Source organism: Salinicola sp. 4072 (genome assembly GCF_036663415.1).
GTDB lineage: Bacteria > Pseudomonadota > Gammaproteobacteria > Pseudomonadales > Halomonadaceae > Salinicola > Salinicola salarius_A.
This window is the reverse complement of record NZ_JAXOVV010000041.1, coordinates 1-17,217: the sequence shown is the minus strand read 5'-3', so window position 1 is coordinate 17,217 and position 17,217 is coordinate 1. Positions and strand designations below refer to the sequence as shown.

Sequence of the window (17,217 nt, the reverse complement as noted above, 5' to 3'; positions counted from 1 at the left end):
GCATCTGCCGGTCATCGCGGCGTGGGCGTCCACGCCCAGCGGGCGTGCCAGGCGAAACGATATCTTCAATCAATGTCCAACCCTGATCGGAAATCTCGTAACGTCCTGCCATGACAATACCTCCAAGCCTGAGGGAGGAAAGGCTAGCAAGACATCATTTTTCAGACAAAGCGTAGTGCTTTTCCCCTCGAAAGGGAGCTCTGGGTCGGCCACCCCGAATCCCTCAGAACGGCGTGTCAGGCTCTGTGTAGCAATAGGTACGGTTGCAAGCTTTGCTTCCTCGGCCAGCAGACAGAGGAAATAAATGGTTCTTCGTCACTTCATGTGGATTTGGCCTGATCGAGCAGGCGGCCCACCGGACTGCCGATCAGGTAGATCATCGCGATGAAGTTGGCCTCGTTCCGGTAGCCACGTGCGCGTGACCTGGCCGCCTGGAAGAGGCCGTTCATGCCTTCCAGTCGTGCGTTGGTCAGTCCCGAGATCCAGCGCCTGACCACTGCGTCAGCATGGCGCTCCAGCGCCGCCAGGGCCTTCCCCATCGGCTTCAGGAGAGGCTTCTCGGTGACCGCCGCCTTCATGACCTTGAGGTAGTTCGTGATACGCCACCGAGCCGCCCGCGGCGTCGGGGCCTTCTGGATCCAGCTCAGCTTCTCTTTGATCACCCAGGCATCGGCTGTGGCGCTCTGATCGGCCACCAGCTCCTGGAGCGCCGCCAGTTGCTTGGGCGTCAGGTTCTCGTTGTCGAGGCTTTTCAGCAGGGCCCAGCGCAGCGACTTGGGATGCCCCTGCTCCCGGCGTTCCTTCTTGCGCACCTCGTCCAGCCGCTTGGTGAAGGTCTGAACGATATGGAACCAGTCGACCGTGATGTCGGCCTTGGGAAGATGCTCGGCCACGCCGCTGAGGAAGGCTTGTGACATGTCGCACACGACCTCGACCACGTTGTCGGTGTCACCGCCATGCGCTGCCAGAAAGGCGCTGAAGGCCTTGATGGCGTCTTTGCCGTGGCCGGGGACGGCGAAGATCACCGGTTCCTGCTTGCGCTGCATATCGAGGATTCCTTCGTTACTGTTACAATCCATAGCGGACGAGCGAAACTTTCCCACCACGAAAAACGGCGCTTACAAATGAAAATTCTGATTGTTGAAGACAATGCTGTACTTGCCAAAAAAATATCGGGCTGGCTTGCGCAGGCGCACTACACAGTAGATATCGCCAAAACCGGCAAAGAAGCGGACTCGTTGATTGAAACAAGCTCCTACCAGGCCGTTATTCTCGATATCGGACTGCCCGATGAAAATGGACTTTCTTTAATGCAAAGATGGAGAAAAAACGGGAAAAAAGAGGCCATCCTTATTCTGACCGCACGCTCCAACTGGACTGAGAGAGTAGAAGGGTTGAATGCGGGAGCTGATGATTACCTTCCCAAACCGTTTGAGTTTGATGAACTGAAAGCCCGGCTCAGTGCGATTATCCGAAGAAAGGACGGCAGAACGACAGACCAGATCAGTGTTGACGGATTCAGTCTCAACGCCACCTACCGAACGTTTACCACGCCCGACCAGAAAGAGTTCAGACTGACAGCTACGGAATTCCGCCTTTTACAGTGTTTCCTCCGTTCACCGGACCGGGTGTTTTCCCTGGACGAACTGGTTGAATCCCTCTACAACATAGAAAGATGCCCCACCAGAAATGTCGTTCAGGTTTACATAACCCGGCTTAGAAAAATAATAGGGGTCAATAAAATAAAAACATTGCGTGGCCAGGGCTACTACTTCGAAAAAGATCCTAACCGCTGAACGCCCGAGTGAACCAACCAGGTTAAAATATGTCTGCTCCGAAAAGTATCCGCAGAACAGCCATTCAGTATGGTGCTGTTTTCAGCCTCGTATATTTTACTCTGATATTCTTTTCACACACCTACGTGATAAAGCAACTATCGGACGAGTCCAGGAAGCAACACCTGAACAAAGAGCTGGAAAACTTTCAGGCAATCATTGAGGCTGAATCCCCCACAACCGACGACCTCAGCAACATGATCAATCAGTTTGAAATGCTTCTGGGGCATGCCATCGTCATCGAAACGGCTAGCGGAAGCGTCCTGGCGAGCCCGAACTTTGACCAGAGCCAACTGCAGGGCGCTGCAGAGAAGCCCGAGGGTTTCATCCACATAGCGCAGGGTGCGAACACGCTTTTCGGGCTCAAACGCATTTTCTCCGCCAGTGAAAAACTGGCCTCAATCAGCGTTCTTGAAACCGAGGGGGCGCTCTCTGAACGACCGCTGAAGGCCCACCTGACATTGCTCGGCGCCTCGGCCGTTCTTCTCGCGATACTGCTGGCTCTGATTGGAACCACCACACATCTGACGTTAAAGCCCATCAGTAAGATAAAAGAGGATCTGAGACGGCTCCAATCCGGGAAACAAAGTCGTCTGAACCCTCACGTACCGGAAGAGTTTCGTCCGCTGATCCGCCAGCTCAATGATTTGCTTGAGCTGTCAAACCGGCGTCTGGACCGCCACCGCCGCCTGAATTCTGATCTCTCTCACCTGGTCAAAACCTCTATCTCTGCCAATCTTGCCATTTTGTCGGACATCGACACCTTGCCTCCGTCCCGGGAGGATATTGTGTTTATGACCTCTAACTTGCGGGAGCTTGACAAATCCCTGAACTACCGGATGAGCAAGGCAGACATATCAGGCAGACAGATGGGACGAACGTGCATGCCGGTTGAAATCACGGCAAGTGTCATCACCGTCATGGAAAAAATATTCCCTGATACGGTTTTCCGCCTCCACACCACCTTACCCGAAAACTTCAGTTGGCCAATGGAGCGGCAGGATCTTTCAGAGCTGCTTGGCAATTTACTCGAAAATGGTGGAAAGTGGTGCCAGACAACCGTCGACGTTACAATCGTCCGCACGTCATCAGGACTCTCCATAGAAGTAACGGACGATGGCCCCGGAATTTCTCCCGAGGCGGCAGCCACTGTCATGGACAGGGGCACCAGGCTGGATGAAACGGTCGCCGGATTTGGGCTCGGATTGTCCATCGTGTCCGAGATTGTCGAAGACAACCTCGGACACCTGGAAATCGGATCCTCGAAAAACGGAGGAGCCAGGATTATGATTTTACTGCCGTTTCCGGACTAGCGAGACCACTCATCATGACACATCCGGCCTTCAGGCTCTCGGCTCTGCTCCGGAGGTTGCCCGTGAACGAGCTCACCGGACAACATGAACTCATCCACTTACAGACTCCCTGCGGCCTTCCCTATGTTCTACCGCTGAATATCACCCACCTTGGCTCTCGAAAAGCGACCGAACAGAACCGGCAAAACAAACAGCGTCAGGAAAGTTGCGGTGATAAGGCCGCCAACAATCACGCTGGCCAGTGGCTTCTGGATTTCAGCACCCACGCCCGTCGACAACAGCATCGGTATCAAACCGAGCGCCGAGGTTATTGCTGTCATCAAGACAGGACGCAAACGGGAGACGGCACCTTCAAACACCGCGGTATCCACGTTCAATCCATCCTGTATTCGCTGATTGATGCTTTCGACCATAACGACCCCGTTGAGCACCGCCACACCAAACAAAGTGATAAATCCAACGGAACTGGGCACTGAGAGATACTGGCCGGAGATCCAGAGTGAAAAGACGCCACCAATGACAGCAAGCGGCACGTTGACCAGAATTAACAGTGCCTGACCGACCGAACTGAAAGCAAAGTACAGCAGCAGTGCAATCAGGCCCAGAGATACAGGTACCACAATGGTCAATCGTTTCTGAGCTCGCTGCTGGTTTTCGAACTGACCACCAATATCCACCGAATAGCCGGGGGGAAGGTTCACTTCTGACGCGATGGTATCCTGAATATCGGCAACCACACTGCCCATGTCACGACCCTGCACATTGGACTGAATGACCACACGGCGCTGAACGTCGTCGCGGCGCACCTGGGGCGGGCCAGACTCAATAGACACATCGGCCACATCACCGAGTCTCACCCAGGCTCCGGAAGGCGCCTGCAACCTGAGATCAGCAATGGCATCCCGGTCTTCCCGGAAACGTTTGGCCAGGCGCACATAGATATCGTACCGCTCATTTCCGTTGATGATCTGGCCCGCGGCGGCACCACCCAGTCCGTCCCGGACGACACTCATCACATCAGACACGGCGAGTCCGTACCGGGAAAGTGCCTGACGGTCTGGCTGAACCACCAACTGCGCTTCACCGGCAATCTGCTCCATGGCCACATCCTGTGTTCCCTGAACGGTTCGGACCGCCGCTTCAATCTGCTGGCCTTTCTCCGCCAGTACGTCGAGATCCGGGCCAAAGAGTTTGATGGCCAACTGCGCACGAACACCTGACAACAATTCATCAACCCGAGTCCCGATAGGCTGAGAAAAGTTAAACAGTAGTCCCGGGTGCTGTTCGAGCTTCTCCTCAAACAGAGCCTGCAATTCATAGCGATTACTGGCGCTGGTCCACTCCGAAGTTGGTTTTAAGCCAATATAGACCTCTATGTTGTTAACTGGCTCCGGGTCGCCGCCTATTTCTGCTCGGCCAGCCCTGGACAGAGCGTAAGTCACCTCTGGAAACTCCATCAGCATGGCCTCCAGTTTTGGCGCCACTTCAAGCGCCGTATCGAGGCTTGATGAGGGAGCCAGAGTCACCCGGAGGTTAATCGTTCCCTCTTCCAATTCAGGCACGAACTCAGTGCCGAGTCGTGGCACAATCAGCGCCGCCAGCACAACAAGAACAGCCGACGCGCCAACAACCACGCGGCTATGCTTCAGTGACCAGGCAAGCCCCATGCGATAGAGCTTTTCCAGGGGTTTTAGAATGAAGCTTTCCCGCTCCCGGATACCCTTACGGAACATGTATGACGCCAGCGCGGGTACAACCACCAGAGCGACGATCACAGCGGACACAATGGCCAGCATGATGCTGATCGCCATTGGCTGGAAAAGCTTGGCTTCCACACCTTCAAAGCTGAACAGAGGCATGAAAACGACCAGGATAATCGCCGTCGCGAAAAAGATCGGCCGCGCCACTTCCCGGCCCGCTTCCTGCAGTCGAAGTGCAATGCCACGATCATCGTGCGATGCATCCAGCGGATCGGGGTCGCCTTCAGCCAACTCATTCCGGTGGGCGTCATGCTCAGCATCGGGATGCGCCAGATGTTTGAACATGTTCTCGACCATAACAACAGAGCCGTCCACCAGCATGCCAATTGCCACAGCAATGCCGCCCAGAGACATCAAGTTGGCCGAGAGACCGAACCAGGCCATGATCATCAGCGCAATACCGATAGAAATCGGTATAGAAAGCAGCACGAGCGTTGTTGCCCGCAGATTCATCAGGAACAGGGCAAGCACAATCGCAATAAACACAAAAGCCAACAAAAGCGCATTGGTCACCGTCTCTACGGCCTTGGTCACCAGATCCGCCTGGTTGTAATAGGGCTCAAAACGAACCCCACTCGGAAGCGCCTGATTTATGCGATCAATGCGGGCCTCGATGCCGTCGATGGTGGCTTTTGTGTTGGCCCCCATTCGTTTGAGTACAATGCCAGAAACCACTTCACCCAGTTGTTCAACCTGACCGGCTTCATCCTTCCGGGTCATGGTTACCGCACCCTGGCGAATTTCAGTGCCCAGCGCTACCTCGGCGACATCGTTCACTGTCACTGTAATGCCATCACTGGTTTTAACGGGCACCTGACGGATCTGCTCGAGCCCCTGCTCGCCATTACCCAGCCAGCCCATACCGCGAATAACCAACTGCTCCTGCCCGCGGCCCATATACCAGCCCCCAACATTGGAGTTGTTGTTCTCCAGGGCTTCCATGACATCGTTCTGTGATAAGTCATAGGACAGCATTCGCGCCGGGTTCAGGTTAACCTGGTACTGGCGGACCTCTCCGCCAAACGACAGGATTTCCGTAACCCCTTCAGCCGGTATCAGCAACAGTTTGACCAGCCAGTCGTGCAAGCTGCGTAGTTCCATTGCGTCGTACCCCGAATCCGGGTCCGCTATCAGCAGGTACTGGTAGACCTGGCCGAGACCGGACGTATTCGGGCCCATTTCAGGCACACCGACACCATCCGGAATCAGCTCCCGCGCGGCCTGTAACCGTTCGAACACCAACTGGCGCGCGAAATAGATATCCGTGCCCTCTTTAAAGACCACGGTGACACCAGACAACCCGGTTTTGGAGATGGACCGAACCTCCTCAACATCCGGCAACGCATACATCACCGCTTCAATGGGATAGGTGATCAGCTGCTCGACTTCCTCAGCCGCAAGTCCGGGCGCCTCTGTATTAACAGCGACCTGGACGTTTGTAACGTCGGGGAAAGCATCAAGATTCAGTTTTGGTATCTGAAACGCGGCCGTGGCGATAAGCACTGCAAGCGCAATAAGAACCAACAGGCGGTTCTGAACCGCCCAGTCGACTACTCGGTTGAACATAATGGCTCCCGGAATCAGTGGTTGTGCGGATCAAAGCCGCCTTTGGCAATCTCAGAGGCCACAAAAAATGCGCCCCGCAAAACGACTCGTTGGCCCGCAGCCAGGCCGGAAACCTCACGGAGCCCGCCTATTGAGCGGCCCAGTTCCACTTCCACGGGTTCATACTCGCCTTCGGCCTCTTCCACATAGACCGTCCAGTCGCCGTCCGCGCCACGCATCAATGCAGTCTCCGGCACGGCAAGCACCGGCTCGCTGGTCTTAAAACGAAAATACACATCTGCGAACATTCCTGGATGAAAACGATCTTCAGGATTGTCCAGCTCAAGCCTGACAATCCGCGTGCGGGTCACAGGATCAATGGTGTGGGCTTCCTGGGACACCGTTGCCAGGGCCACACGACCCGCTGCCCTGACTTCGGCTTCCGCGCCCTTCTCTAGAACAATGTCGGAGCTTGCTGGCAGATGGGCTTCTACCCAAAGCTCACTCTCATCAGCAAGAGTCACCAGCGGCTGGCCAGCCTCAACTCTTTGTCCTTGCTCAAACTCATCGGTCAGTACTGCACCATCCACGCGAGCCCTGAGCATGTATTCACCGAGACTATCCACCCCGCTGGCCTTCAACGCACCAATGTCATCATCGTTCAGCCCGTAAGCAAGCAGAGTCGCCCTTGCTGCTTCAATGTTGGCTTTCGCTGTATTGAACCGCTGATCGCCAACCACGGAACGACCCAGCCCGCTGATTCGCTTCCATTCAGGAAAAGCTTTCCTGTAATCCGCCTGCGCCTGTGCCACCGTCTCACTGAACAGGGTTACCAGCGGCTGGCCCTTGGTTACGTGCTCACCCAGTTCCACGTGACGCCGCAGCACCACTGAGGCAACCCGGGGGGACACGTGATAGCTGGTATAGCCGTTGGTTAGCAGCTCACCGGGCGCGTATATTTCATAGTCAACGCGCTTGCTTTCGAGCGTTGCCACTTCAATGCCGGCCAGGTCTTTCTGTTTGGCATTGAGGCTCGCGGTGGCTGTTTCTTCATGGCCACCGTTCTCATCTTCGTGGCCGTGCCCCCCTTCCTCTTCATGATCACCTTCCTCTTCATGATCACCTTCCTCCTCATGCTCACCTTCCTCCTCATGCTCACCTTCTTCACCATGATCTTCCTTATACTCGCCCTCCTCACCGGTGACTTCCTGATGATCGTCGCCACTGGCAGCATGATCATGACCGGCTTCCTGATGAGCATCTTCCTCTGCCTGTACAAAAGAAAGTGGGGCTGTAAGCAACGTCAATGCGAATACAGAAATCAGAGTTTTTTTCATAATGAATATCCAGTTTCCAGACTAGTATTGGAAGAGGGTGATCAGTTCGCCAGACTGACTCAAGAGCTCAATCAGACCCAGTTGCGCCAGCTTTTCCAGTTCAATACCGGTTTTCAGGCTCTCCGCGCGCTGGCCCAGCGCCTGGAGATACTCAGAGGTGGAGAGGTCGCCGACCTGCCACTGCTTCTCAAGCAAATCAGCACTTCGCTGTACACGCCCCTGGGAGAGTTCTGTCCATCGACGAAGTTGGGTGTCGTATCGCTTCCAGGCAGCTCGGGCGCCCGCCAGATCATACTGCTGCTTCCGATAAAGTGCCTGAAACCGAGCTTCGGCCTCTAATGATCGTCGGTTGGCAGCTTGGATTTCGGCACGGTAGTTATTACGGACATTCAGAGGGATCGAGAACGTCAGGCCAACCAGATTCTCGCCGCCATCACGCCCTCCGCTAAGCCCGACCGTTGGCGATGCCGCCGCTCTGCGCCTGGCCACCTCGGCTTCGCTCCGCAGCACCTGCCACCTCGCGCGGGCAGCAGCAATTGACGGATGAGCCAGCAGATTGTCATTGTCGACCCTGGATTCAAGAGCCGGCCAAATGTGCCCGGGAATCCCCCCATCCTGAGGCTGCCAATCCGGCAGAAGCTCTCTGACCCGGGCTTGCGCCTGATCAACTGCAGCCTTTGCCTGAGCGAGTTCACTGAGCTGTTGAGAAAGGCTTAAAAAAAGCAGCTCTGCGTCGGTACGCCCCAGATCGCCTGCCTGCTGGCGTTGCTCAACCTGGTCCAGCAAGGCATCCAGACGGTGTTGTTGAGATTCCGCAATTTCTTCGGCACGCGTCGCCGCGCGCCACTCGACAAGCGCAAACAGCGACTCAGACGTTTGTGCCAAAATCGTCTCGTTCAAATCAGCTTGTGCGGAAAGCCTGATCAGCTTTGCCTTATCCTTTAGCGCACCCTGTTGATCAGACCAATCGATCGTTTGTGACAGCCCTGCCTCAAAGTTGTTTTCACTGCCCGTTCTGTCTGCTCCAACAGACAGCTCCGGGTTATACAGCGGTTGTTCGCTTGCCTCTGCATCCGAATTCCGGGCTGCCGCCTGCTCTGTCGCCGCCATGACATCCGGATGCTTGCTTATCTGGCCAGTGAGCCAATTTGTCCAATTCACAGTCTCCGCTTGACCGAACAGAGGAATAGACAATAGTACTGAACACAGCAACGCCCTGGGCGAGTGCTTGCTTGCCTTCATCGACTTTCTCCCGAAGGGGTTGTTAGCCACAATTCATAGGCGCGAGGCGTCCATGATGAGGCAGGAAGAGCCCGAGATAGTAAGTGAAAGGATTGAAATGAACTTGAATTCGAAGCGTCATCCACAAAAGAAACCGCTCTCCGGCTCCAGCAGCATTCCCGGACCGTCCTTTTGACGGACAAAATGAGCACCAAAGGCTTATGTTTCTGCAGCGTTCAGATCAATAGCCTGTCATTCGATGCCCCTTACTTTCCAACACTTTATCAAGGTGATCTATGTCTGGAGCAACGAATAAAGCAGGCGCACCGCGCCACGTATTCAAACTCAAACTGGCTTTCCTGGTTCTGTTATGGCCCCTCACGGTCAAATCAGAGCTCGCAGTCGATGAAATTTACTCCCCCCGGGTAACTGCGGGGGATCTCGAAATCGGAGTGGTTGGGGCGTTTCTGGACAGTGAGGGGAGCGAAATTGACAACCTTCGTGCCGATCAGTGGGAGGTGGGTTACGGGCTATCTGAACGCCTGAGCGCCGAACTTAACTTCAACGCAATCAAGAGACCGGGGCGAGCGTATTCACTTGAGGAATACGAAATCGAACTGATTGGAAACTTTTTTCAAGACACTGAGAGCGCTGCGGGCTTGTTCATTGAACTGTCAAAAGAACATGGCCAAAAAGCCGGTGGAGTGACCCTTGGGTCACTTTACGAGAGACAGCTATACGCGCATTACAGCATCCTGACGAACCTTCTGGTTAGCCGCTCATTTGGCGAAGACGACGAGCAGCTTGAGCCCACTGGCTCATTACAGTTCGCCTACACGAAGTCTGACACGTTTCAGCCAGGGCTGGAGTATTACGGGGCCGAAAACAACCATTTGATGGGACCTGCCATCCTGGCTGAGTTCAGAATGGGCTCCAGTATTCTGGAACTCCAGGCGGGCGTTGCATTTGGCCTCACTACGGACTCAGACGATATGATCTATCGCTGGGAACTGGGGATAGAACTGTGATGGCGGCCCGCAACCAAAAGCCGCAGAACCGCCATCCAGTTTCCGGAGCACTAGCTTGAAGCAGGCTCCAGTGCACTCTCACCGGTTTCGCCGTCCTCGATACGAACAGCCCGAACCAGACGGGATACAAGTACCTTGCCGTCACCCGGGTGCCCATCCTGGGTTCTGCCCGTTCTGACAATGAGTTCCACAACTTCACCAGCGACATCATCGGTCGCTACGTCTACTTCCAGCTTGACCATCTTCACTTTCTCCAGAGGCGACTCATCGCCGACCAGATGACCAAATTCGCTGAGAGGCACGACAGCAATGCTTGTCACGCCCTTGACTCTGGCAAGAGCATCAACCACATGCTCTGCCATCACTTCTCTGACATACGCTTTTATTTCATACATAAACCGTCTCCAGACTTCAGGCTTCAACGTCACGACGTTCGGATGCAAACCACTGATACACGCTGGGCAACACTACCAACGTCAGCAACGTTGACGTGATCAGACCGCCAACCACAACCGTTGCCAGTGGCCGTTGGACATTAGAGCCAATGCCATCGGCCAGCAGCAGGGGAATCAGCCCCAGAATAGCCACAGAGGCAGTCATCAAAACCGGCCGCAAACGGCGTTGAGCGCCCAGCTTGACCGCTTCAATGACTTCGTAGCCTTCGTCCCGCAACTGATTAATGTAGCTCACCATCACCACACCGTTCAGTACGGCTACGCCAAACACCGCAATGAATCCCACGGCAGCCGGCACCGAGAGGTAAAGCCCCGTAACAAATAGCGCGACAATGCCACCGGTAATCGCAAAGGGCACATTCATGAAGATCAGCACCGCGTAGCGCAGACTGCTGAATGCAGAGAACAGAAGCAGGAAAATAAGCGCCAGGGTAATGGGCACAACGATCGCCAGCCGCGCCATGGCCCTTTCCTGATTCTCGAACTGACCGCCGAACTCCACAAAATAACCCGGCGGCATATCCACTTGCTCCTCGATCCGCTTGCGCAAATCCTGAACAACACCGCCCATATCGCGGCCACGAACGTTCATCTGAACATACTGACGACGACTGGCGTTGGAGCGTGAAATTTTCTTGGGGCCGGCGTACATTTCAACATCGGCCACCCGTGAAAGCGGAATAAGCTCGCCGCTGTTCCCTCTGAGTGGAAGCCCTCTTATTTCATCGATGGACCCACGGTAAGATTCTTGCAGCCGGGCAAAAATCTCGAATCGACGGACCCCGTCAAAGATCAGTCCGGCGCCCTGGCCGCCAATGCCGACTTCAACAGTGCTCATTACGTCATCAATACTGATACCGAACTGCGCCAGGGCTTCCCGGTCAGGCCGAATAACGATCTGCTTCTTGCCCGCACTCTGCTGCGCGCGCACGTCCGTTGCACCAGGCACCTCTTTTGCCAGGGCCGCCACTTCCTGACCAATCCGGCCAAGCTCCTTCAGGTCATCGCCGAAAATGCTGGCAACCAATTGTGCCTGGACGCCTGACAGCAGCTCGTCGGTTCTGAGCTGAATCGGCTGGGAAAGGTTATTGGCCAGCCCCGGAACCCGTTGCTCCAATGCCTCTGCAATCTGACTCTGCAGCTCCTCATAGCGCAAATCCTCTCGCCACTGGTCCAGCGGCTTGAGGTTGACCACCGTTGACACCACGTTTACCGGCTCAGGGTCACCGCCGACTTCCGCTCGCCCGATCCTGGCGTAGGTGCCGGTCACCTCCGGAAATTCCTCTATAACAGACTGAACCCGTTTGCCATATTTGATGGCGGATTCCAGGCTGGCACCCGGCGGTAGTGTTGAGCGAACCTGGAAAGTGCCTTCCCTCAGCGTGGGCACGAACTCACTCCCGAGGAAGGGAAATAGCAAGAGGCTACTCGCAAAGGCAATCACTGCAACACCCATCACAATTTTCGGAGCCTTGACGACAGTATCAACCACCGGCTTGTAAAGCCGGTTAAGGAACAGAACCAGCTTCGGCTCTTTGTGTTGTCCACCCATCTTGAATGACAGCGAGGCCAGAACCGGCACCAACGTCAACGCGAGTAACAGCGCACCGATCAACGCAAAACTGATGGTGTAGGCCATGGGCGAAAACAGCTTGCCCTCGACGCCCTGCAGCGTAAATAGCGGCAGAAAGACAATAATAATGATGCCGATGGCAAAGACGATCGGACGAGCCACTTCCCGGGCAGATTCACCTACAAGCCTCAGAACACTGACCTTTTCCTCTGATCGTTCTTCCAGATGTCGGAAGATGTTCTCTATCATCACAACGCCGCCGTCCACCATCATACCGATGCCGATAGCCAGCCCCCCCAGACTCATCAGATTGGCGGACAGGCCCGAAATCCGCATCGCAATGAATGCGAAAAGCACAGACAACGGCAACGTCGCCACCACGATCAGTGTGGAACGAATATTTCCGAGGAACAGATAGAGGAACACCAGCACCAGAACCGAGCCCTCAAGTAACGCTTTCTCGACAGTGCCTATGGCCTTGCCCACCAACTCCGCCTGGGAGTAATACGCTTCGATCTTCAGCCCCTCAGGAAGCGACTTGTTGAGGTCATCGATTTTTGCGTTGACATCCTCGAGTACCTGGCTGGTATTGGTCCCGATCAATTTCATCACGTAGCCGCCCACGGACTCCTCACCCGAGGACACCTGCGCGCCGCGGCGGATCGCCGGTCCAAGGCCAACCTCCGCCACATCCTTGACGTAAATAGGAGATTCGCCCTCACTCTTGGACACAATGATGTTCCGGATATCTTTGATGCCCTCGGTACCTGAATTAACCCAACCGTAGCCCCGAACAATATATTCTTCACCGCCTCGCGTAATGAAAGAGGCGCCTACGTTTCGATTATTCTGGGTGAGAGCGCCGCGGACGTCAGACACTGTCAGGTTCCTAGCCTGAAGCTTCTGCGCATCGATATTGACCTGGTACTGTTTCACTTCGCCGCCGATGGACAGCACACCGGTTACACCCGGCACGGTTCTGAGCTGGGGTTTGACAATCCAGTCCTGGATCGTGCGGATTTCCTGCAAGCTGTACTGGCTCTCGTCCTCAGCTTTCAGGGAATACATCAGGATACGTCCCAAGCCCGTGGTGATGGGTCCTAGTTCGGGTTCCCCCATGCCCTCCGGGATCTGGCGCCTGGCTTCTGAAAGCCGTTCGTTTACCAGCCGCCTGGCGAAGTATATATCGGTGCCATCTTCGAAATAGATGGTCACCCGGGAAAGCCCGAAAATCGACGTACTCTGAACCTTGGTCAGGTTCGGTATGCCGTACATGCTGATTTCGATGGGATAGGAAATCAGAGTTTCAATATCTACCGGCGACAGGCCGGGACTGGCGGTGAATACCTGCACCATTGTCGGTGTGGCGTCCGGAAACGCGTCCACCGGAAGTTTTTTGAACGAAAAGACGCCGGCAACGATCACGGCGATCGCAAAAACAATCGTCATGAGGCGATTGTTCAGCGCATAATTCACAATTGCGTTGATCATGCTCCCCCCAAAAATTAGTGATCGGCGCTACGGCCGCTGGCAGTAATGGCCGACATCAGATCAAAAGCGCCTACTGAAACCACTTCCGTGCCCGCGCTGATGCCGGACTTGATCTCGATCCAGCCGTTCGCTTCCTTGCCCAGCGTTACCGTAACCGCCTCGTAGGCTCCCGCCTCATCACCTGGCACGAACACAACGTTATCGTCGCCGATGGTCTGAACTGCATCATCCGGAACCAGTGGCAGTGAGGCCTCCGATTCCGTCATGATTCTGGCCGTGGCATAGGTATTCGGGCGAAGGTCGCCCCTCGGAGACTCCAGCACAACGCGAACCGGGATGGTGCGGGTCTTTTCATCGAGCATGCTCGACACCCAGGATACCTGCCCACTGTGAAACCGGTCAGAACTTGAATCCCTGGAGGAAATCTGAACCTCGTCTCCCGTTGAAATCTGGTCAATATCGGATTCGGACACCTGAAGAATGGCCCACAACACCGAGGCATCCGCCACGATGAAAGGCGTATCCGACGGACTCAGCGTTTGCCCCAGACGAACATGCATCTGCTCGACACGCCCCTCAATGGGTGAGCGGAGCGCGTATTGCGCCAGCCCCCCACTGTCACCTGACGACTCGCTGCCGTAAACCGCCAGTTGTTCCCGCACGGAATCGTACTCCGCTTTTGTTTCAAGAAAGGCAGCCTTGGCATCCAGGAACTCTTCTTCACTGGAAATACCCTGTCCCTGCAACTCCCTTTCACGATTGTAGTCAGACTCGGCCGCTTCTTTGCGGGCCTCCAGCGAGATTAACCGGGAGCGAATCCGGGCTAGCTCCACACTGTTCAGGGTTGCCAGTAACTGCCCCTTATTGACACGATCCCCCAGATCAACCGCCAACCCTGTCAGTTTTCCCTCCAGCAGCGGACCAACCTCGGCCACGCGGTCCGGCACATACTGAATCTCGGCAGGTGCCGTAACAATTGCGCCAGCGCGCCCCTTGGCAGCCGCCACAGTCTGAATCGACAGTAACTCTGTCTGCTCCGGCGTCAAATGAATTCTGCGGGACTGGCTTTCCTCTCCAGCATGCCCGGCTTCTTCATTTGCGTGCTGGTCACCCTCGGCTTCTCCGGCAGCGTATACCTGCGGCATACCCAGAACGCTGACAACGATTAAAAATATCTTCAGATTGCGAATCATTCATTCACCCTCAATATTTAGAGAACGGTACTAAGAGAACGGTCAATTTTGAGTTTCATACCCTCAGGAACCGGCTGACATCGACAGAGCACCTCCTGTGCTTATCTCCAGCGCCCGGACGGCATCGATATAATCATTCTGCGCCTGAACGTATTCCTGCCTTACCGACAGGAGATTGTCCTGTGCTGCCAGAACATCCGAGGCACCGACCTTGCCCGCCCGAAATGCTTTCTGCATCAGTTGTAATGTTTCCTCTGAACGCTCCAGGATCGACTCGTTCATCTGGCGCAGCCGAACGGCGGTGGATTCATACCGGGCCACAGCTGACACAACCTGACGCTCTGTAGCCAGGCGCAAGGCCTCTGCCTCAAGCTCGGAGGTTTTCAGCCGCGCAGCAGCTTGTCTCTGCTCACCGGAATAATCATGAAAAACGGTCAAAGGCATCGACACCCCTGCACCGAAAAGGTTGGAGCCTCCCTCACGATCATAGGATCCGAAGACTTTCAGATTTGGAATCGTCAGGCTTTTCGCAATTTCAAGGCTAGATTCATCCGCTGCAATTCTGGCGGCCGCCGCTTTCAGGTCCGCTCTCTGACTCTGTGCCATCTCGACAAGCTGGCTGGTCGGAGGCAGGTCTTCGGGCGTCACATCAAGCTCGCCGGTCACCCCAACGGCATCGGAGGGGGACACCCCGAGCACTTCGGTAAGGTCAATTTTTGATTGCTCGAGCTTTTGTTCCGCCGAGGCTTTCTGATTCCGGGCCCTGGCAAGCCCAATGACTGCGGTATTGAGATCAATCCGGGTTTGTTTACCCTGTTTTACGGACATTTCAACCAGGTCTTTGGTGCGTTGCATCAGGTCAACGGCACGGGTTGCGGTTTCCAACTCTTTCTGAGCCAGCAGTATCCGGAAATAGGCGGCCCGTACGCGCGCCTTGGTGGCCACCTTCAGGTATTCAAGCTCCTGTTGCCAGGACGTGAGATTGCTCCGGGCACGCGACTGGCCAAGGTCGCCGCGGTTACCCATCCAGATCTCCTGAGTAACCCTAACCCCGTATTCCAGGGACTCATCAGCCTGCTCCGGGGCCTGACGCCCCCCCACCTCAAACTCTGGATTGCTGGGCGCCCAGCGGCTGGCATGGTCAAGCTGGCCCTGCTGCATCGAGACCGCGGCCCGCCTCAAAGCCAATACCGGGCTATTCTCGAAAGCCATCACCATGGCCTGGTTCAGGGAAACAGCCTGGCTGGCTTTGGCCTGCTGATATTCTTTCAGCGACACACTCTCTTTTGCCTGGGCCGACACCATAGGAGAGACGGCCAAGGCTCCCGGAACTATCATCGCGCACAACAACAATCGTTTGTTCATTCAGTATCATCCTGGCTGTTTGACTGAGGTCAGTGAGTCAGCATTTTTGCGTGGGAATCTGGAACGACCTTACAGACAAACCTTTAATACAGTTTGAAATTCAGACACCAGATAATATGTGAGTTTTGGCAGCAGGAGGCAGAGGTAAGGGCGAGGATGTCGAGTCACCCGGCGTTGAGGCGGGCGCCAATGTAGTGCAAGCGGAGCCTGCGAGTGGGTGCGCTCTTTCGCCAGGTGATAGCGCTTTGGGTTCGGACCCAAGGAGAGTCCAAAGGGACCAACTGATGACCGTCAGTTGGCAACGGGGTGCTTGACCATTATCAGCTAGTCACCTCACTTCATCAAGCCAGCATACTGTTCGTCAGCACAGCTACGATCACAGGTATCAGTCTTCTTCCCGCACGACCCACCCTTCGACGGTATCCGCACCGTGCTCGTCTTTCCAAGACTTAAGCACCTTGTGGTTCCCACCCCGGGTTTCGATGACCTCACCGGTGTTAGGGTTTTTGTAGATTTTGAGTTTTCTTTTCCGCCGACGACTCGCGGTCGAGACATTCGAAGCGTTGCTCGAATCGCTGGGCGAAAGCAGCTCGATAACATCCTTGGCCTTCTTGCCGTACTCATTCATCAGAGCTTCAAGCTTGGTTTTAAATTCGATCTCGCTTTGTAGGCGCTGGTCACTCTCCAATGCCTTGAGCTCTTCGGAGAGCTGCTTCAGGAGTTGCTCTTTCTTTGCGTATTCACTTAGCAATGACACAGATTAAATCTTCGCTTTTTAAGCTATGGTCAGCAGAACATTATAACGGCAAAGGCAGATTTTATCTGCAAGGTTGAAATTCCTTAAGTGGCTCAGGAAATTACTTCAAGGTTTCGGTTTACGGCTTCCGCCTGTTTTATTCGAACTTCGAGAAGTCCTTTTCGCGATTGGTTTGGAGATGGCCCTAGCCCCAGTGCAATCCGGATAGCGGGAGCAAGACCAGAAGGGGCCATTGCTGCTCTTGCGCTTGCGCATTTTCGCCTGACACTTGGGACAGGTTTCGCTGAGTGCCTCGGGCAGATTCAACTGAGGCTGCTGGAGCGCGATCTCAATAAGCTTATCGA

Annotated in this window: 12 protein-coding genes and 1 pseudogene; 3 read left to right on the top strand and 10 right to left on the bottom strand. The window is 55.1% G+C overall.

All coding sequences use genetic code 11. From position 1 onward, the window contains the following. Positions 1–320: 320 nt before the first annotated feature. Positions 321–1,052, bottom strand: a pseudogene (locus R3F72_RS17665) (transposase); the annotation flags it as partial. 72 nt (positions 1,053–1,124) lie between these two features. Here R3F72_RS17665 and R3F72_RS17660 point away from each other — a divergent pair. Continuing rightward, entirely contained in the window at positions 1,125–1,796 is a 672-nt protein-coding gene (locus R3F72_RS17660; protein WP_332780371.1) for a response regulator transcription factor, read from the top strand. Positions 1,797–1,825: 29 nt separating this feature from the next. Further along, a complete protein-coding gene (locus R3F72_RS17655; RefSeq protein ID WP_127401876.1) occupies positions 1,826–3,148 on the top strand; it encodes a sensor histidine kinase in 1,323 nt (440 codons plus the stop codon). A gap of 128 nt (positions 3,149–3,276) precedes the next feature. Here the strand turns inward: R3F72_RS17655 and R3F72_RS17650 are convergent, their stop codons facing one another. From R3F72_RS17650 to R3F72_RS17640, 3 genes are read right to left on the bottom strand one after another with little or no spacing between them, the layout of a single operon-like run. Then, positions 3,277–6,474, bottom strand: coding sequence for an efflux RND transporter permease subunit (locus R3F72_RS17650; RefSeq protein WP_332780370.1), 3,198 nt, complete (start codon positions 6,472–6,474; stop codon positions 3,277–3,279). A gap of 14 nt (positions 6,475–6,488) precedes the next feature. Next, positions 6,489–7,790 carry an efflux RND transporter periplasmic adaptor subunit gene (locus R3F72_RS17645; protein ID WP_332780369.1) on the bottom strand — a complete coding sequence of 434 codons (1,302 nt, stop codon included), beginning with the start codon at positions 7,788–7,790 and terminating at the stop codon, positions 6,489–6,491. A 21-nt stretch (positions 7,791–7,811) separates the two neighbouring features. Next, positions 7,812–9,032 carry a TolC family protein gene (locus R3F72_RS17640; RefSeq protein ID WP_332780368.1) on the bottom strand — a complete coding sequence of 407 codons (1,221 nt, stop codon included), beginning with the start codon at positions 9,030–9,032 and terminating at the stop codon, positions 7,812–7,814. Positions 9,033–9,307: 275 nt separating this feature from the next. On the opposite strand from R3F72_RS17640, the gene R3F72_RS17635 reads away from it, so the two are divergent. Continuing rightward, positions 9,308–10,039, top strand: coding sequence for a hypothetical protein (locus tag R3F72_RS17635; protein ID WP_332780367.1), 732 nt, complete (start codon positions 9,308–9,310; stop codon positions 10,037–10,039). A 50-nt stretch (positions 10,040–10,089) separates the two neighbouring features. Here the strand turns inward: R3F72_RS17635 and R3F72_RS17630 are convergent, their stop codons facing one another. The 6 genes from R3F72_RS17630 to R3F72_RS17605 form a co-directional block, all read right to left on the bottom strand. Next, complete coding sequence (locus tag R3F72_RS17630) at positions 10,090–10,434, bottom strand: P-II family nitrogen regulator (RefSeq protein ID WP_036208664.1); 345 nt, start codon at positions 10,432–10,434, stop codon at positions 10,090–10,092. Positions 10,435–10,450: 16 nt separating this feature from the next. Then, positions 10,451–13,558 carry an efflux RND transporter permease subunit gene (locus R3F72_RS17625; RefSeq protein ID WP_332780366.1) on the bottom strand — a complete coding sequence of 1,036 codons (3,108 nt, stop codon included), beginning with the start codon at positions 13,556–13,558 and terminating at the stop codon, positions 10,451–10,453. A 14-nt stretch (positions 13,559–13,572) separates the two neighbouring features. Next, the gene (locus R3F72_RS17620) at positions 13,573–14,751 is read right to left on the bottom strand and encodes an efflux RND transporter periplasmic adaptor subunit (protein WP_332780365.1); all 1,179 of its coding nucleotides are present in this window, start codon (positions 14,749–14,751) and stop codon (positions 13,573–13,575) included. A gap of 63 nt (positions 14,752–14,814) precedes the next feature. Beyond that, positions 14,815–16,116 carry a TolC family protein gene (locus R3F72_RS17615; RefSeq protein ID WP_332780364.1) on the bottom strand — a complete coding sequence of 434 codons (1,302 nt, stop codon included), beginning with the start codon at positions 16,114–16,116 and terminating at the stop codon, positions 14,815–14,817. 385 nt (positions 16,117–16,501) lie between these two features. Beyond that, the gene (locus tag R3F72_RS17610) at positions 16,502–16,873 is read right to left on the bottom strand and encodes a histone-like nucleoid-structuring protein, MvaT/MvaU family (protein ID WP_087721122.1); all 372 of its coding nucleotides are present in this window, start codon (positions 16,871–16,873) and stop codon (positions 16,502–16,504) included. Between the two features lie 105 nt (positions 16,874–16,978). Continuing rightward, a complete protein-coding gene (locus R3F72_RS17605) occupies positions 16,979–17,179 on the bottom strand; it encodes a topoisomerase DNA-binding C4 zinc finger domain-containing protein (protein ID WP_332780373.1) in 201 nt (66 codons plus the stop codon). Positions 17,180–17,217: the final 38 nt, after the last annotated feature.